Origin of the sequence: Gottfriedia sp. S16(2024) (genome assembly GCF_050473765.1) — a bacterium.
In the GTDB taxonomy this organism is placed as follows: domain Bacteria; phylum Bacillota; class Bacilli; order Bacillales; family Bacillaceae_G; genus Gottfriedia.
This window is the reverse complement of the sequence record NZ_JBFLUO010000001.1, coordinates 3,417,671-3,434,072: the sequence shown is the minus strand read 5'-3', so window position 1 is coordinate 3,434,072 and position 16,402 is coordinate 3,417,671. Positions and strand designations below refer to the sequence as shown.

Annotated in this window: 17 protein-coding genes and 1 pseudogene; 6 read left to right on the top strand and 12 right to left on the bottom strand. The window is 30.2% G+C overall.

What is annotated here, in order from left to right; genetic code table 11:
* Positions 1-428: 428 nt before the first annotated feature.
* The 5 genes and pseudogenes from acnA to AB1282_RS16125 form a co-directional block, all read right to left on the bottom strand.
* Positions 429-3,155: an aconitate hydratase AcnA gene (acnA, locus tag AB1282_RS16145; RefSeq protein WP_056476757.1), complete on the bottom strand. Its 2,727-nt coding sequence runs from the start codon at positions 3,153-3,155 to the stop codon at positions 429-431.
* Between the two features lie 788 nt (positions 3,156-3,943).
* Complete coding sequence (locus AB1282_RS16140; RefSeq protein WP_056476755.1) at positions 3,944-5,047, bottom strand: GerAB/ArcD/ProY family transporter; 1,104 nt, start codon at positions 5,045-5,047, stop codon at positions 3,944-3,946.
* A 165-nt stretch (positions 5,048-5,212) separates the two neighbouring features.
* On the bottom strand, positions 5,213-6,253 hold the full coding sequence (locus AB1282_RS16135; RefSeq protein WP_429899540.1) for an acyltransferase family protein: 1,041 nt from the start codon (positions 6,251-6,253) through the stop codon (positions 5,213-5,215).
* A 292-nt stretch (positions 6,254-6,545) separates the two neighbouring features.
* Positions 6,546-6,758: a peptidoglycan-binding domain-containing protein gene (locus AB1282_RS16130; RefSeq protein ID WP_390311451.1), complete on the bottom strand. Its 213-nt coding sequence runs from the start codon at positions 6,756-6,758 to the stop codon at positions 6,546-6,548.
* 6 nt (positions 6,759-6,764) lie between these two features.
* Positions 6,765-7,154: pseudogene (locus AB1282_RS16125) on the bottom strand (M15 family metallopeptidase); the annotation flags it as partial.
* Positions 7,155-7,582: 428 nt separating this feature from the next.
* Between AB1282_RS16125 and sspO the strand changes: the two are divergent.
* From sspO to AB1282_RS16110, 3 genes are all read left to right on the top strand, one after another.
* Entirely contained in the window at positions 7,583-7,729 is a 147-nt protein-coding gene (gene sspO, locus AB1282_RS16120) for a small acid-soluble spore protein O (RefSeq protein WP_429899539.1), read from the top strand.
* Positions 7,730-8,399: 670 nt separating this feature from the next.
* On the top strand, positions 8,400-8,534 hold the full coding sequence (locus AB1282_RS16115) for a small acid-soluble spore protein P (protein WP_082459649.1): 135 nt from the start codon (positions 8,400-8,402) through the stop codon (positions 8,532-8,534).
* Positions 8,535-8,567: 33 nt separating this feature from the next.
* Positions 8,568-8,726 (top strand): YfhD family protein, encoded by a 159-nt coding sequence (locus AB1282_RS16110; protein WP_082459648.1) that lies wholly within the window; start codon positions 8,568-8,570, stop codon positions 8,724-8,726.
* Between the two features lie 47 nt (positions 8,727-8,773).
* On the opposite strand, the gene AB1282_RS16105 is transcribed toward AB1282_RS16110, so the two are convergent.
* From AB1282_RS16105 to AB1282_RS16085, 5 genes are all read right to left on the bottom strand, one after another.
* A complete protein-coding gene (locus AB1282_RS16105; protein ID WP_056476749.1) occupies positions 8,774-9,478 on the bottom strand; it encodes a DsbA family protein in 705 nt (234 codons plus the stop codon).
* A gap of 712 nt (positions 9,479-10,190) precedes the next feature.
* Complete coding sequence (locus AB1282_RS16100) at positions 10,191-10,442, bottom strand: hypothetical protein (RefSeq protein WP_429899538.1); 252 nt, start codon at positions 10,440-10,442, stop codon at positions 10,191-10,193.
* Between the two features lie 131 nt (positions 10,443-10,573).
* The gene (locus tag AB1282_RS16095) at positions 10,574-10,957 is read right to left on the bottom strand and encodes a DUF5412 family protein (RefSeq protein WP_429899537.1); all 384 of its coding nucleotides are present in this window, start codon (positions 10,955-10,957) and stop codon (positions 10,574-10,576) included.
* Between the two features lie 152 nt (positions 10,958-11,109).
* The gene (locus tag AB1282_RS16090; RefSeq protein WP_429899536.1) at positions 11,110-11,667 is read right to left on the bottom strand and encodes a hypothetical protein; all 558 of its coding nucleotides are present in this window, start codon (positions 11,665-11,667) and stop codon (positions 11,110-11,112) included.
* Between the two features lie 505 nt (positions 11,668-12,172).
* Positions 12,173-12,643: a hypothetical protein gene (locus AB1282_RS16085; protein WP_056476744.1), complete on the bottom strand. Its 471-nt coding sequence runs from the start codon at positions 12,641-12,643 to the stop codon at positions 12,173-12,175.
* Positions 12,644-12,829: 186 nt separating this feature from the next.
* Here AB1282_RS16085 and AB1282_RS16080 point away from each other — a divergent pair, with 186 nt between their 5' ends.
* A complete protein-coding gene (locus tag AB1282_RS16080) occupies positions 12,830-13,261 on the top strand; it encodes a DUF2621 family protein (protein WP_056476741.1) in 432 nt (143 codons plus the stop codon).
* 29 nt (positions 13,262-13,290) lie between these two features.
* On the opposite strand, the gene AB1282_RS16075 is transcribed toward AB1282_RS16080, so the two are convergent.
* Together AB1282_RS16075 and AB1282_RS16070 are read right to left on the bottom strand one after the other, a co-directional pair.
* Positions 13,291-13,770: a CcdC family protein gene (locus AB1282_RS16075; protein ID WP_056477344.1), complete on the bottom strand. Its 480-nt coding sequence runs from the start codon at positions 13,768-13,770 to the stop codon at positions 13,291-13,293.
* 211 nt (positions 13,771-13,981) lie between these two features.
* Entirely contained in the window at positions 13,982-14,689 is a 708-nt protein-coding gene (locus AB1282_RS16070; RefSeq protein ID WP_056476738.1) for a cytochrome c biogenesis CcdA family protein, read from the bottom strand.
* 615 nt (positions 14,690-15,304) lie between these two features.
* Here AB1282_RS16070 and AB1282_RS16065 point away from each other — a divergent pair.
* Together AB1282_RS16065 and AB1282_RS16060 are read left to right on the top strand one after the other, a co-directional pair.
* Positions 15,305-16,045, top strand: coding sequence for an AzlC family ABC transporter permease (locus AB1282_RS16065; RefSeq protein ID WP_429899535.1), 741 nt, complete (start codon positions 15,305-15,307; stop codon positions 16,043-16,045).
* Positions 16,042-16,347: an AzlD domain-containing protein gene (locus tag AB1282_RS16060; protein ID WP_056476732.1), complete on the top strand. Its 306-nt coding sequence runs from the start codon at positions 16,042-16,044 to the stop codon at positions 16,345-16,347. Before AB1282_RS16065 ends, AB1282_RS16060 begins: the two co-directional genes overlap by 4 nt.
* Positions 16,348-16,402 lie beyond the last annotated feature (55 nt).

Here is a 16,402-nt window from a genome sequence, read left to right as displayed (position 1 = left end):
TAGACAATATCTCTTGTGATTAGCTTGTATATACTTATTCCATTCAAATTATCTTAATATAGATCCACTTTTATTATATTTTTTACATGAATGCTCTATTAATTCGTAATTTTTTTATCCATTTAGTACATTTTTGTGTAGGGTTAATCGTTTCTGTTTGTTTAATTACTGATATGCAGTTTTTAATTGTGATTTTTGGTTTTTATTTGGGATTCTACAGATTTAATTGCGGTTTCTGGTTTTTATTTGCGATTCTACAGATTTAATTGCGGTTTCTGATTTTTATTTGTGATGCCATCTTTTAATTGCGATTCAACGTTTTTAATTGCGATGCCATCTTTTTAATAGCGATTCAAAGATTTTAATCGCTATCCACTTACCCAAACAAAAAAAACACGGTCCAATAAAGACCGTGTTTTCTATACAAATTAATGAGTTACTTTAGAATTATTTAATTTATCACGTAATACCATTTGTAAGATACCACCATGACGGTAGTAGTCAATTTCAACTTCGCTGTCGAAACGAGCAACTACTTCAAATTCAACAGTTGTACCGTCTTCTTTTGTTGCAGTTACTTTTACAAGATCACGTGGTTTAACATTCTCATCTACATTAACAGCAAATACTTCTTTACCATTTAATCCAAATGTTTCAGCATTTTCACCATCTTTAAATTGAAGAGGTAAAACACCCATTAATACTAAGTTACTTCTGTGAATACGTTCGAAGCTTTCAGCAAGAACTGTTTTTATACCTAAAAGATTTGTTCCTTTAGCAGCCCAGTCACGAGAACTTCCCATACCGTAGTCATTTCCAGCTAAAATCATTAATCCAGTACCATCTTCTTTATAACGCATTGCTGCATCATAAATTGACATTACTTCGCCAGTTGGCCAGTAAGTAGTGTATCCACCTTCTGTACCTGGAGCGATTTGGTTACGGATACGGATATTAGCAAATGTACCACGCATCATTACATCGTGGTTACCACGACGAGAACCGTATGAGTTGAAGTCTACAGGTTTAACACCTTTACTTTGTAGGTAAAGTCCTGCAGGAGTTGTTTTACCAATTGAACCAGCTGGTGAAATGTGGTCAGTTGTTACTGAATCACCGAATTTACCAACGATTTTTAAACCAGCTAATGGTTTAACTACGCCTGGCTCTTTTGATAATCCTTCAAAGAATGGAGGATTTGCAATATAAGTTGATTCGCTATCCCATTTGTATAATGAATCATCAGTTGTTTGAATTTCGTTCCAACGTTTGTTATCTTCAAATACTCTTTCGTATTCTTTTTTGAATAATTCAGGAGTAACTGTAGATGCAACTACTTCTTGAACTTCTGCAGATGTTGGCCAAATATCTTTTAAGAATACATCGTTTCCATCTTTATCTTGACCGATTGGCTCAACTGAGAAGTCGATATTTACATTACCTGCTAACGCGTAAGCAACTACTAATGGTGGTGATGCTAAGTAGTTACCTTTAACTTGAGGATGAATACGTCCTTCGAAGTTACGGTTACCAGAAAGTACAGAAGTTACTAACATATCATTTTCAGCAATAGCTGTTTCCATTTCAGGTGCTAATGGACCTGAGTTACCGATACATGTAGTACATCCATAACCAACGATGTTAAATCCTAATTGATTTAAGAAAGGAATTAAGCCAGCTTCTTGTAAATATCCACTAACAACTTTAGATCCTGGAGCTAATGAAGTTTTTACATAAGCAGGTACTGTTAAACCTTTTTCAACAGCTTTTTTAGCTACTAAACCAGCACCTAACATAACGTATGGGTTTGAAGTATTTGTACAACTTGTGATTGCTGCGATTGCTACTGCACCAGTTTTAAAAGTTGTTTCAGTACCGTTTTCAAATTTAACGTTTACTTCTTTATTTAATGTTTCATCAGTTAAACCGAATCCTGCATTACCCATTGGAGCAGAAACTGCTGCTTGGAATGCTTTTTTCATTTCAGATAATGGGATTAAATCTTGTGGACGTTTTGGACCAGATAGATTTGATTCAATTTCTGAAAGATTGATTTCTACTAAATCAGTAAATGTAGGATCTTCTAAGTCAGCTGTATAGAATAAATCATTAGCTTTGCAATAAGCTTCAACTAATTGAATTTGCTCTTCAGAACGACCTGTTAAACGTAAGTAGTTAAGTGCCTCAGCATCAACTGGGAAGAATCCACATGTTGCACCGTATTCAGGAGCCATGTTTGCAATTGTAGCACGGTCTGCTAAAGGCATGCTTTGCAAACCTGGTCCAAAGAACTCAACAAATTTATTTACTACACCTTTTTTACGTAAAACTTCAGTAACTTTTAACGCTACATCAGTTGCAGTTGTTCCACTTGGTAAAGCACCGATTAATTTAACACCGATAACTTCTGGAACTGGGAAATATGATGGTTGACCAAGCATACCTGCTTCAGCTTCAATACCACCTACACCCCAACCTAATACACCAATACCATTAATCATAGTAGTATGTGAGTCAGTACCCACTAATGTATCAGGGAATGCAACAACTTCACCATCTTCATTTGCAATTGCATGTACTACATTTGCTAAGTATTCTAAGTTAACTTGGTGTACGATACCAGTTGCTGGTGGAACTGCACGATAGTTATTAAATGCTTTTTGAGCCCAGCTTAAGAATTGGTAACGCTCTTCGTTACGAGAAAATTCTAAATCCATATTGAAATCTAATGCATCCACTGAACCAGCTTTATCAACCATTACAGAGTGATCAATTACTAGATCTACTGGAATTTCTGGATTAATTACTTCAGGGTCTCCACCCATATCAGCCATTGCCTTACGTAATGAAGCTAAGTCAACTACAGCTGGAACACCTGTGAAGTCTTGTAAAATAACACGAGAAGGTTTAAACGGAACATCTACATCTTGTAGCTCGCTTGTTCCCCATTTTGCTAAATTTTCAACATGATCTTTTGTAATTACTCTTCCATCTACTTGACGAAGAACTGACTCTAGTAACACTTTAATCGAATAAGGTAATTTACCGATTTTAGCTACTCCAGCTTCCTCAATTGCTTTTAAGCGATAATAATGATAAGTTTTATCGTTCGCAGTAAATGTCGAACGAGATTGGAAAACGTCATTTTTCCCCATGTGTTCTTCCCCCTATTAAGCAAAAAATGTCTGAATATATTTTATATCCAAACTTTTCAATACCTTACAATAATATATTATTACAATGTATATCATAAGTAAATAAGAAGTAACTTATCATTTGCAATAAGTATTACTTATGACCTTTAAAACAATTAGTTCATTTAATAATCTTTAACTCAATTATATCATCAATTAAATCCATAGATTTTAATTGAGTTTTTAAAAGTTCGTGAACAAGATGTGAACATAATGTGATTTTTGTTTACGTGAGACTTCAAAATATGTGAACCAATATAAAGACTCCTAAATCTGTCTAGGAGTCTTATATTTATATATTTATTATAACACCTTCTTGATATTTCACTCTGAATACACCCAATAAATTAAAAAGAATATTTTATCCTTATGCAAAATTTTTCATTAAATCGTTTGCAGATTAAAATAAAATCACTTGTAGGAAAGTATTAATTTTATAATATTGTTTTTCTAGTTAGCAGCCTAATCCAGAATATCTTCAAATTTTTCTAGTGTTAATTCTTTACCTATACTCGTTGCATAACTCATTAGTCCGCAATACATGTAAATTTCAATGTCATCGGGATCTAAAATTTTCAATTGATTCATCAATTTGAAGTGAGTATTACCAGACATCGCTTTTAATTGCTTTAGTGCTTTATGTCCGAGGTCTATCCATATTGATTTTGAGCAAAAGAAAAAGACCACAAAAATGTAGTCTCCTAGCTATTTTTTCTTTTGGGATGCACTACAAAATCCAGAGAATTTCTTTATAAGGCTGGGTATTTTAGTTTCCTTTTTATTAGCACTATTAGTAATAAACATATTGGGATAATAATTTGAAGAGGTATCTGTAGTAAAAAGGGGACAACATCACTTGCTTCATTACGTAATGCAAGATAATTCGTTGTCATCCACATTGAACAAACTAACATAATAACGGAAGTAGGATAAACTAATTGCTTACTTTCCTTAATGCCAAATAAATCTGCTGTTCCTGACACCGCACAATAGAAATAAATAGTAATCTTCACGAAATAATTACATACCGAAACTACTATAATAAAGGTATCCAATCTTTGAACAAAATCAGCAATACTAATATAACTAACAGCTGTAAGAAGTGGATATATGCTTCTTTCTATGTCAGAAACGCCCATTATGGAAGTATTTAACATTGAAGATAAAGTCAATATAAGCCCAGAAAATAGATAGGATGCTATTCCTACCTTTACTACTTTCTTTTGTTTATTTAAATATGGCAAAATCATTGTAAAGGTAAATATCTCACCAAAAGGATTTGAAATTAATATCGGAGTTGCCTTTAACACCGGTTTCCATCCACTTTCTAATACAGGTCTTAGATTATTAATATTGATTAAGCCAGAAATAATTTCTAATCCAATAATTATAAAAGTAATAAACATTATAAATAAAAAAATAAATTCATTTGCACGTGCAAATGTTTCAATTCCTTTATGACTTGCATATATGACTACAATCATCATTAATATTCCAATCGAAATACGTGATGAAGCATTATAAAGAGTAATAACCATTAACTCCTCAAAATTACGCAAAACTCGTGCACCTATATAAATAAAATATATTATATAGATTAGTGCTAACAATTTTCCAACATATTTACCTAAAATATTTTGTATATATTTTGTAAATGGTACATCAGGAAAAAATGAATATAACTTTATATATACAAAAAATAATAGACACCCCATAGTAAGTCCTATTAATAAACTCATCCATGCATCTTGCTTGGCTAAAGAATAGATTTCAATTGGTGGCGATGTACCATTAATAAACATAAAAATCATACATAATAATTGAAAACCACTTACTTTCAATTTACGATTCATTACAGTACCTTCATAATACTTACTTCCTCTATATTCTTTTTTAATGCATGTTTATTTTTACCATTTAGAATCTAAATTATGATTTATATTACAAAAATACCCTGTATCCGAAATGGACACAGGGCTTATTTATAATGCAAATTTAGCTTCAACTTACACTCTTTATTATGACACCTTTAATTGACTGATTGTATTTTCTGTAACGACTGGCTTTCCTTTCCCATTTAGTAATCTGTTTAAAATTGGGATCTTTTTAATGAAAAACGATAGTGAGATAGGGATTATTAATCCAAATGCAAAGTATATGGACCAATGTATCGTTCCTACAACATAAAGTTTATCTATAAATTTCAATGTTGCGATAGCAAATCCAACATGGAAAATTAAAATTATTAAGGATTCTCTACCTAAAAAAGTAAAAAACTTTGTCGGTAATTTCATTTTTGACAACAATTTTGCAAACGATAATGTTGCAATGCTTCCGGAAATGCCTGCTGTATAAAATATAAAAAAGTTATTATAAATCCTATTGTTCATATCTGCATCGTTGATATAAGTAGCAATTCCGAATATTATTAAAGATAAAATTGATACAATTCCAATTGGTTTTATTTTATTTAATAACTGATATTCCTTAAATTTATTCCCTAAATACATGAAAAGAAGAGCTACTAAAGCGATATCTAAACCCCATGGTAAAAAAACAAAACGACTTATACCATAGCCAATAAATCCAATAATTAAGTAAAAACCTATTTGGGTGTAAACATTAAAATCACCAATTATTTTTTGTGAGTAACAATAGAGTAATTGAACACAAAATAAACAAACTAAAAACCATAACGGTACATTTAAGCTTAACCATCCATTAGCTCCATTTCCATATAAAATGCCAACAAGAGGCTTATACCATATAAATTCAGTTCTTAAAGGATCTGCAATTTTTAAAATTAACCAGTAAAAATAAGATAATATCCCTACAGTAAAATAAGGTACAAGTAAAGCATAAAATTTGTTGATCCATAATAGACGCGTATCATTTAAGTACTTCTGACTACTAAAAAGATACCCTGATACTAAAAAAAACAATGGCATTCTAAAATCTCTTAATATGTTATTTAACCAGATTGGAATAGCCGTATGTCCCATTACTACCAGAAATATAGTGATCCCCCTTGCAATGTCTATTTCGATAAATCTTTTCATCTGTATCCTCCTGAAATGCTTCAAGCACCAATAATAAGTATTTGTCCAATAAACATCATATTGGAGGATTTGAATTTTTACAATCTTATATTTTTTTTATACTCCATTCGTTAAAAACTGCCTTTTTCGTAATGTAAGCTATATGTAACGTTATGCCAATATGATTTGATTAGTCGCATATTAAAACAAACCCTGTACAATACTTATACAGGGTTTGAACTAGATTTTATTTTTACAATTTGAAACTTTGAATGTTATTTTACTAAATTTAGTAATAAGATTTTACCTTTTCTTAAACAAATAATTTTGCCCAAGTTTTTGGGCCAACTTTTCCATCTACGGTCAGGCCATTTTTCTTTTGAAAATTCCTTACCGCCCGATCCGTAATAGGACCGAATATACCGTCTGCTGTAATTCCTAATTCTTTTTGAACTAATTTAACACTATTTCCTTTTGAACCTGATTTTATGATCGTTCCTGGATATGCAGGTGGTTTAGCTTCCAATGCTTTATCAGTACCATATCCTTTGTATTCAAATTGTAAATGTGGCTCATCTACAAAGCTACTCCAGTCCCCACCCCATGTGAAGCCAATGGATTTTGCATAATTAATAGCCGATTTAAACGGTTCAGAATTGTATGAGTTCCACCCTTCTTTACCATTTACAATCGGAACAAAGTCTAATGCTTGACCTACAATATGATATGACTTTCTAGTTTGGGACTTGCCATTATCAACTAGTTCTTCTTGTCGTTCTCTTGTTCGAGTCGTTTCGTAAATTAAAACATCGATATTATTTTTTATACAATAATTGTACCACTTTAATGCTGCTTGCTTTGTATTTGGAGCTAACTTATTTATATTTGATAAATTTCTTTCGTGATAAGTTGGATTTGTCATTTATGATTTCCCCTTTTAAATAAATTTAAAAAGCCAACCTACTTAGGAAGACTTATCCCGTAAAATAACTTCGCTTGCTTTTAATAAACAATCAAACATACACATAAGCCAATATATTCACAAAATTGAAATACGGTTTGAATAAATAGTCTAAAAGATATCGTTTTTTTCTCCTGGACATGTCTTTAATCCTGTTAGTTTTTTATTTCTTGTTCAATCTCGTCAATTCCAGCAACGACAAACATAAAAAAACACCTATTATAAGGTGCTGACATTGAACAATTTATCATTACGTCTCACATTAATTACCAAAAAAATTTTTAGGGTACTATAAAAAATATAGGAAAGAATATCGATTATAAAAGGTAATTTTCAAACCTATTCCAAAAATATGTTTACGAAAATGGCCTTATAGAAGGAGGAATATCATGTCTAGACGTAAAAATAATTCTGCCAGCGGAATGTCAGCTTCAATCGAGCAAGGAAAAGCTGCTGGTTTTAATGAAGAAACTGCACAAGAGCCACTTTCAGCAGATTATAAGTTAAACAATAAAAAGACGAAAAAAAGACAATAAAAAAATAGCAAGCAATTTATAAGAATTGCTTGCTATTTTTTAATATTTTTTGATCATTACTCAAAATCATCTTTTCGCTTTCGTAAAATACCTTTGTTCAATGTCGATTGAGGCATTAAATAAATAATATCTCCTGTTCTTTTCGTATCTCTATTAACATTGCTTTTTCTACGATTATAGTATAGGAAAAAATTAATCACATTTTTTTGTCTCTTATTATATTGAACTTTCTTGAACAAGAGATAGAGTAAGATCACACCCGAATATATAAGACAAACTGTTAGTACTTGCATAATCAGTATCAGTCTCCTCTTTCATTTTGACTATTACTAGTATTGGTCAAATTACTTGTTTCATACATCAAAAGAGTCAGACAAACTAAAAAAAATTAACTTTTACTCTATTAATTTCTTAGATTTAATTGTTGTTTGTCGTTTTTTATTATGAAAAATAATTTTCTCAACATTCAATTTTTAGTATTAATATTAGATGAATTAAATCATTAGAAATACCTCCCTTTCATTAATTTATTTATATATATGGAAAATGGTTATCGAAAATTATTAGAAAAAAATGATTAAAACGCTTTCAATTATAAATTAGTAAATATTTCTTTTCGGCATATTTTTTCGCTTACGACTAAAGCTATTCTTAAAGGAAGGTGACAAGAATGACAAACAAATCATCAAAAAGAAATAGCCCTATTGATCATGAAAGTGGACAACCAAAACCATTAAGCGGTTCTCATAAAGTAAAGAACCAAAATCATACAAGACAGAAAAAACATAGTAGCCACGACATGTAATTTAAATTAGTTAGTTATAATGGAGGGTTTAATTTGAAGAATAAGCAAAGTACTTTCAATTCTAATTTTAATAAGAATGTAAAGCCTGATGGACTCGATGTTGAGTATTCAGCGGAATTAGCAGATCATGAGGATATAGAGGCTCAAGAGCGTTCAGCTCAAGCAGATGCACGTGTAAAGAAAAAAATGTAATTTGCTATACAAAAAAGGTATGCGATAATTCCGCATACCTTTCTTAATTATTTGTTTATTTCAGCGTCAATAGCTGCTTTAATTGATTCTAAGCTAGGGTTGTCCACTGCTTTACCATTTACAAATATTGTAGGTGTTCCGTTAACACCATAATGGTTTGCAATTGCAACGTCGTTTGCAACTTGTTTCATTGCATCTTTTTTGTATAAATCTTTTTTAAATTGTTTTTCATCTAAATTCGGAATAACAGATTTCGCAATACTTGCAAGTTTATCAGGTGTAGCCCAAGTAGTTGTTTCATCTTCTTGTTTTAAATAGATTTGCTCTTGAAACTTCCAAAATGAATCTTTATGAGTTTTATAAACTACTTCTGATGCAAGTGCAGCTAAATTTGAATCTTTCGAAATAAACGGATAGTTAATAAATGAAAAATTGATTAAACCATTATCAATATAATCGGCTTTAAGTTGAGGAAAAACTACTTTATTCCATTGAGCACAAATTGGACATTTATAATCACCAAATTCAACTACTTCAACTTTTGCATTTTTATTGCTAAATGTTGGTTGATCCTTCGTGTCAAACCCATCAACTTTTACTTGATTTACTCCTGCAATTGCTGGATAAACTTCTTCAGTCTTTTTATCTTGCAATTTTGAAACTAAAAATAATGCTCCAACTAAAACAACTATTCCAACAAATACAGAAATAGCAAACGTTTGATTACCATTAGATTTTTTCTTTTTACTCATTAGTGCTATATTCCCCCTACAATTATGTACTGTACATCATTGTAACATAAACTAAAGTAACCTAACTATTCATAACACTTGTAATTGAAAATTATTCTTAATTAAAGTTTTAAATACTTATTAATGTCCATTAGTAAATTAAGATATTGCAATTAGAAGTTAAAAAAAGGCAGTCAAAGTAAACAACTTTTAGTAACTCTAAAGGAACAATTGCACTGAATTAGTTGCATAAGAAATACGTTAAATATTTTTTATATTTGTTTTAATTCTAGCAATCCAAATGGGTTAAAATACAAATCCTCTTGATCATATCTATCATCATTAATTGCAGTTATCTTTAATACATGGCCGTCTTCGCTGATACTAAATTTTTCACCATTATTAAAAGTTGGGTTCTCAATTATATTTTAGAAATTAAAATTATTTAAAATGTCAGCTGCTTCTATAGGGTCAATTGTAGACGGAGTTACAACGTCTGGCAGACAAAATGCCTTCATACCACATGAGAAATAACACTCCTCTCCTCCAATTAGAGTGACAAAATGTGAATAGAGAGGAAATATCTCATTATTCGAATTAAGTTCGTTCCACTCCTTTTTTGTATAAGCAACACCAGAAGATTCAATTTTAATGGCTAATCCTCCTGCTTTTAATAAGGCATCCCCTACATCTACAACTTCTTTTACATCTTCTATATTTCCTACATCTGCAATTATATATATGGTATAAGTTTGTTATCTAGTAATGATTGTTGAAAGGAATCTCTGCATGCATAAATGAATGATTCCTTTAGATTTGGTTCATGATCATAGACTTCAACTTGAAATCCAATGTTTTTTTGTGCGTTATGTATGATATTTCCAGCCATCAAATAACCTTCACTTTTAGTAGCAACGGTCTGTATTAATTCAGTTCTATTTTTCCAAATACCAGGAATTCCAATAATAATTTGCGATTCAGTCATAAATATTTGACCCCTTTTAAGTTTAATAAGTATATATTGGTTATTCTTAATGATTCGATTGAATCATTCTTTGCACCGCATTTTAGCGGCTCGCGAACTTCAAGTGTTGAATGCTTTCGTTCAATCGTGTTTTACTCATTACGAAAATCGTAAGTTTGATTTGGAACAATTAGTTTATGACCATTTATTATCACAGTGTTATTCTTTATCCATTTTATATTTGCTTTCTCTTCATGATAATTCCAATAAATGTTTTTAGGTTTAATATCTTTTTTGTTAAAGATTAATTCTCCCCTAATAGCATAGTCTGTTGTTGCTCCTCCGCTCGATACGTACGCTTTTAAAGTATAATCTTGATTTGGAGACTTAATTTGTTCGATTAATTTACCTTTTGGAATATAGCTTAAAGTAGGTGGTGCGAAGAATGTCATATAAATATGGTATGAAATCCAAATTAGAACAGGTAATAAAATTATTATTAATCCAATCGTTATGTATCTATATTTCTTAGCCAAAAGTTCTCCCCCAGATGGACGTTTTATTAATTAATATAACATATAATCATTTGTTTCCTATGCAACTATCCTGCCATTTCCTCGAAAAAAAAAGCTACCGAAGCAGCTTAAAGGTTCTTCAACTATTGCATGCGTTAAATCGATAAGTTATCTTATTTAACCTGCTTACCATTTTTTTCAAAATACTCATATTCAAACCTAAAATCATGGCCATTTAGGGGCTTAGGCATATTTTCTAATTTAATTAATGAGGCAGATTTTGGATGTAAGTTAAATACAAATTTTTTTGTTGATTCACCAATAACTGTTAATTTCATTGTTGTAAGAGTTGTATCTACGTTTGTAACGATAAGTACGTGATCCATTTTCATGACTTTTCCTAATTTAATAAAAAACAACGCATGAGAAGCATTTGTACGACTTTCACTATATGTCATTTTATAGTTTCCATCTTTATTTTTAAAGAAATGTATATATCCTGGAGAATTATTATATAGGAATGCAACGGTTCGGTCATTGCCATTATTAGAATCAAAAATTTTTAGGATTTCAATTGTATCTTTACTTTCATTACCTTTAATTGATTGAATACTTTTTACAATATTTTTTTCATTATTTCCATTCTTTTGAAAAGAAGTTCTTATGAAAAAGCATAGTGCAAAAAGTATTAACACAGCTAAAAAAATGATGCCTTTTTTTGATTTAAGCATAACACTCCTCCTTTATTATGTTTTTTCAAAAGGTGGGGATTAGCTATACATTCAGGCTTATATAGCAGTGTTTTCAGTAGAAAAACTACTTTAGATACTATTATTATGCAAATAATCTGACTTATACCACATTAAAAATAGCCGCATATTTGATGTGATTTTACTCTTTCGTTTTCCCAAAAAAATGTGTAGGAAACACCATACTGTTTGGATTCATTAAAAGGTTATCCTACATCAAATCCAAGGTGTTCCTTAAATGAACAAATACCAAATCACCAAAAGCACAACCAATCTAAACTTGAGAATAAAGAATGTCGCTTTTTTCATCTGAATGTTGATCGTCTCCTGTATGATCTACAGGAAGCATGAAATCTCGACTTACATAAACTTTTTTTATAATCATAGTCTAAATATGTTATTAAATCTGGTTTCACTTAATAAAGACTTCACTATTTTACAAAACAAAAAGCCAAGTCTACATTTAAATAAACTTGGCTTTCATTTATTAATTATTTTTATTTACTAAAATAATCAATTCTTCATCAAATATTATGTCAGAATTTAAATTTAAAAGTTCACTTATAAAGGCTTTTGGATTTTCGAGGGTTAACATAATTGGTTGTACTGACTCGTTAATATGAATTAATAAGGTTATTATTTCTTTATTTTTTCCAAAAACTTCGACTAGTTGCTTTATTTCTGTAATATCATTGACCTTCAGTTTAACTGTTAGAATGCCTTTATGAATAATAATTTCATCCTGGATTAAGACAATATCACTTCGAATTAGGCGGAAAGCTGTAATACTTAAAACAATAACGACTACAGCGATTTGCAAATAAGTCTTAATTTCATTTCCATTTCCTACTAGCATTGATATTAACTTGTACAGAATGACTAGGAATATTGAGCTTGCGGCCAAATAAAATAAAACACTCAGAAAAGTAAAGTGAGAAGAGAATTTAGTTTGTTTCACATTCTTTCGCCTCCTCTACGACTTTTTTCTTTATTTTTTCTACTATATGATTCAAATACTTAAAATGAAACTAGTACTTAAAAATAAATGGTCATTTTTTGACAAAAAACATATGTACTTGCTTGATACTTGTCATATTTTCTTACTATAATAGTGGTATGTTTACCTAATACAAGGAGGATACATATGTTTTCGTTCTTTTCTCAAATTATGATTGTCTTATGGACAATTTTCTTGTTAGGAATGATGTCAATCGGCGGATACTTTATGTTCAGAAAGTTTTTAAAAAGATTACCTAAAGAGGATGGGAAATCGATTTTAGATTGGCAGGAAGAATATTTACAACAAACAAGACATTTATGGTCAACTGAACAGAAAGAATTACTTGAAGAATTAGTAAAACCTGTTCCAACTTTATTTAGAGATATAGCTCGAGATAAAATAGCAGGAAAAATTGGTGAGTTAGCTCTAATAGCTAACGCTCCGCAAATTACACAAGGTTTAATTATTGAAGGTTATATTAAAGCAACCCCTAAACGTGATCATGCATTTTTAGTTAAAACATTGAAGAAAAAAGAAATTGATTTTACTGATTATAAGCATTTACTTGCAAAATAAAAACGTGTACCGATAAGGTACACGTTTTTTCATGTAATAATTGTATTTGATGGAAGCTGTCTTCTCATTTTTTGATATGATTTGTACATTGCTAAGCGCCAAGGAACAATCATTGAAAATGCTAATAAGAAGAACATACCACTTAATTGGCCTACATCGATTGATGAACTTAAATATAACTTCATCACGATTCGAACTACTAATAAACCAAGTAAGATAAAGACAAATGCTTTTGATCTTTTTAAATAAATTTCATTATCTACAATTTCAAATTTAGACGTTTTAATTAAAAATAACGAAAAGAATACTCCCATACAAACAGCTTCTAATACTTCAGAACCAGTTAATCTAAACTCAGGTACTAAGTACATTAAAGCTCCACTACTCATAAAAAATGGAGGTAAAATTATTTTTTTTAAATTTGTTGGCTTTTTAGCAGCTTTTAGTCTAACGACAATTACACCTAAAGCCATACAAGTTGCTAAAACTGTGCTAAAAATTATACTCATATCTTTACTCATTTTTTTCACTACCTTTTTCTCATTCTTAAAGAATAATAATACTTATATGCTGAAACTTATTAATACAGTTTTGTGAATAAAAAGCACTCAATCTTTGCAACCTTTGTTCTTTAATTATTATATAATACTGCTTCTACCACATCGATTGCAAATCCAATTACTTCAAATCCTGCATTTTTTTACATTGGAAAAATAATGTTTAAAATCCAGTAAATCCACCAAAAAATCTAGTAAAATAAATTGTAATTTTAGTTAACCAATCAAAATATAACATAATTCCCATTATGATCATGAGATATCCACCAAAAACGACGATTTTATGTGAATACTTTTTAATCCAACCTAGCGAGCCTAAATAAAAGGATAAAACAAAAAATGGAATAGAAAATCCAAATGTGTATGCTAACATATAGAATAAACTTGAACCTGGATTACTAACTGCAAGGGCAAATACTGAAGTTAGAATTGGTCCAGTACAAGGTGTCCAACCTGCCGCAAATGCTAATCCAATTAAAGTAGAACCTAAAAATCCTGAAGGACGTTTTGAAAATTGAAATCTACGATCATTCATTAAAAACTTCGGCTGAAATATACCCGTTACGACTAATCCTAAAAATACAATTAAAATCGCACCAACTTGACGAATAAAGTCTTGATAACGCATAAAAAAAGAGCCAATTATGGAAGTACTAAAACCTAAAACGATAAAAATTATTGTAAAACCTAATAAAAAGAACAAAGTATGTAGTAAGATTTTACTTTTATGTATTCTTTTTTCATTTTGTAAATCACTTAAAGATACCCCTGTAATATACGATAAAAACGCTGGATAAATCGGTAGACAACATGGAGAAATAAAGGAGAGAAATCCCGCTCCAAATGCAATACCAATATTTAAATCCCCCATTAACTTACATCCCTTCCCATCTTTACATTCTAGTTAACATTATAACAGAATTGCTTTTTATTTAGTATTAAAAGTAGTTAATAGACCGTATCGTACACATATTTTAAGAACCTCTAATAATTCATTAATTACCAAAAATTGTAGAATAGTGATTAAAATGGAATATTTTCTCTTAAGTTTCGGCACACTTGTTAATAAACTAAATTATTATTAAGGTGGAAAAATGTTTAAAAAAATATGGCCAAGTATGTTTTTATTATTAATCCTTATCATTTATTATTGGAAAATATTACCTATAATTTATAAATTTCATGAATAAGTCAAAAATTTTTTATAGCATTTCAAAAAACTCCTCTTTTTTTTAACTTCAAATGCACTTTAATTTTAAAATTAAAAAAGTGCTTAAATAAAAAAAAAATATATTTTTACTATTATGAAAATTTCCTCATTTTTATAGTATAATCATATGACACTCTTTGATGGCCAACCAATTTTCAACAATACATAAGCATGTATACGGAAATATAAGGTAAAGGAATGATTTTCAAAAGCTGTCATCTCAACGTTCTAATTTTACTAAAGGATATTTTAATTGAAGGGAGTTTATAACTTAACATGTCTACTGTTTTGCAACAATCAATAACTACACACACAAAAGCGAATCGTAGTAAGGAAATGAAGGACGGATTTTTAGCGTCTGTTCCTTTAATTATTGGCTATTTACCAGTTGCTTTTACATTCGGATTAATTGCAAAGCAAGCTGACATTGATGTACTAAATACTCTTTCATTTAGTGCGCTTGTTTATGCTGGAGCTAGTCAGTTTATGGGATTATCCATGTATTTGGCAGGAGTTACTTTTTTCCAGATCTATATTGCTACATTTATTTTAAATTTTAGAAACTTTGTTATGAGTCTATCATTTAATCATCAATTTAAAACCCTACCATTTTGGCATAGAGTCTACTTATCTATCACACTTACAGATGAAAATTTTGCTGTTACTACTTTAGGTAAAAAAAGCAATTCAGCAGGTTATTCATCCACTTATTTGATTACATTACATACAATTGCTTATTGTACATGGATAAGCGGTACTATTTTAGGGGTTGTTTTTTCTAAATTTATTCCAAAGATTATTAGTGAAAGCATGGGAATATCTTTATACGCAATGTTTATCGGGTTACTAACCCCAGCCATTCGTACAAATTGGAGAGCGTGTTTAATCGTATTAGTAAGTATGCTTCTAAATTTCATCCTTTCTTCTTTTTTAAGTCAAGGCTGGTCATTAATTTTGTCTTCTATTCTTGCTAGTTTACTTGCAATTGTATTAATGAAAGGAGATCACAAAGAATGATTGTCTTTTTACTTGTTATAGGAATGTGCTTAGTGACTATGATTCCCCGTATTATTCCAGTATTTATAGTTGATCGGATTCAATTTCCAAACTGGGTATCCTCTTGGTTAAAAGGCGTTCCATATGCTGCATTGGGTGCATTAATTTTCCCAGGAATATTAAGTGTTCAAAAAGGAAATATGAGTGTCGGACTGATTGGTGGATTAGTTGCAATTATCTTATCATTACTTAGATTACATATCATTTTCGTTGTTTTTGGAGCAATAGGAACGGTTTTAGTGATGAAACTTTATTTTATTTAGTTATTATCTATTCATAAGCTAGTCTAAATAATAAACAGCGTGAAGAAAAACAACC

Bases quoted from the DNA above. Each gene is read 5' to 3' on its own strand.
- acnA (WP_056476757.1), bottom strand. From the start codon at position 3,155: ATGGGGAAAAATGACGTTTTCCAATCTCGTTCGACATTTACTGCGAAC.
- AB1282_RS16140 (WP_056476755.1), bottom strand. From the start codon at position 5,047: ATGAATCGTAAATTGAAAGTAAGTGGTTTTCAATTATTATGTATGATT.
- AB1282_RS16135 (WP_429899540.1), bottom strand. From the start codon at position 6,253: ATGAAAAGATTTATCGAAATAGACATTGCAAGGGGGATCACTATATTT.
- sspO (WP_429899539.1), top strand. From the start codon at position 7,583: ATGTCTAGACGTAAAAATAATTCTGCCAGCGGAATGTCAGCTTCAATC.
- AB1282_RS16115 (WP_082459649.1), top strand. From the start codon at position 8,400: ATGACAAACAAATCATCAAAAAGAAATAGCCCTATTGATCATGAAAGT.
- AB1282_RS16105 (WP_056476749.1), bottom strand. From the start codon at position 9,478: ATGAGTAAAAAGAAAAAATCTAATGGTAATCAAACGTTTGCTATTTCT.
- AB1282_RS16100 (WP_429899538.1), bottom strand. From the start codon at position 10,442: ATGACTGAATCGCAAATTATTATTGGAATTCCTGGTATTTGGAAAAAT.
- AB1282_RS16090 (WP_429899536.1), bottom strand. From the start codon at position 11,667: ATGCTTAAATCAAAAAAAGGCATCATTTTTTTAGCTGTGTTAATACTT.
- AB1282_RS16080 (WP_056476741.1), top strand. From the start codon at position 12,830: ATGTTTTCGTTCTTTTCTCAAATTATGATTGTCTTATGGACAATTTTC.
- AB1282_RS16075 (WP_056477344.1), bottom strand. From the start codon at position 13,770: ATGAGTATAATTTTTAGCACAGTTTTAGCAACTTGTATGGCTTTAGGT.
- AB1282_RS16070 (WP_056476738.1), bottom strand. From the start codon at position 14,689: ATGGGGGATTTAAATATTGGTATTGCATTTGGAGCGGGATTTCTCTCC.
- AB1282_RS16065 (WP_429899535.1), top strand. From the start codon at position 15,305: ATGTCTACTGTTTTGCAACAATCAATAACTACACACACAAAAGCGAAT.
- AB1282_RS16060 (WP_056476732.1), top strand. From the start codon at position 16,042: ATGATTGTCTTTTTACTTGTTATAGGAATGTGCTTAGTGACTATGATT.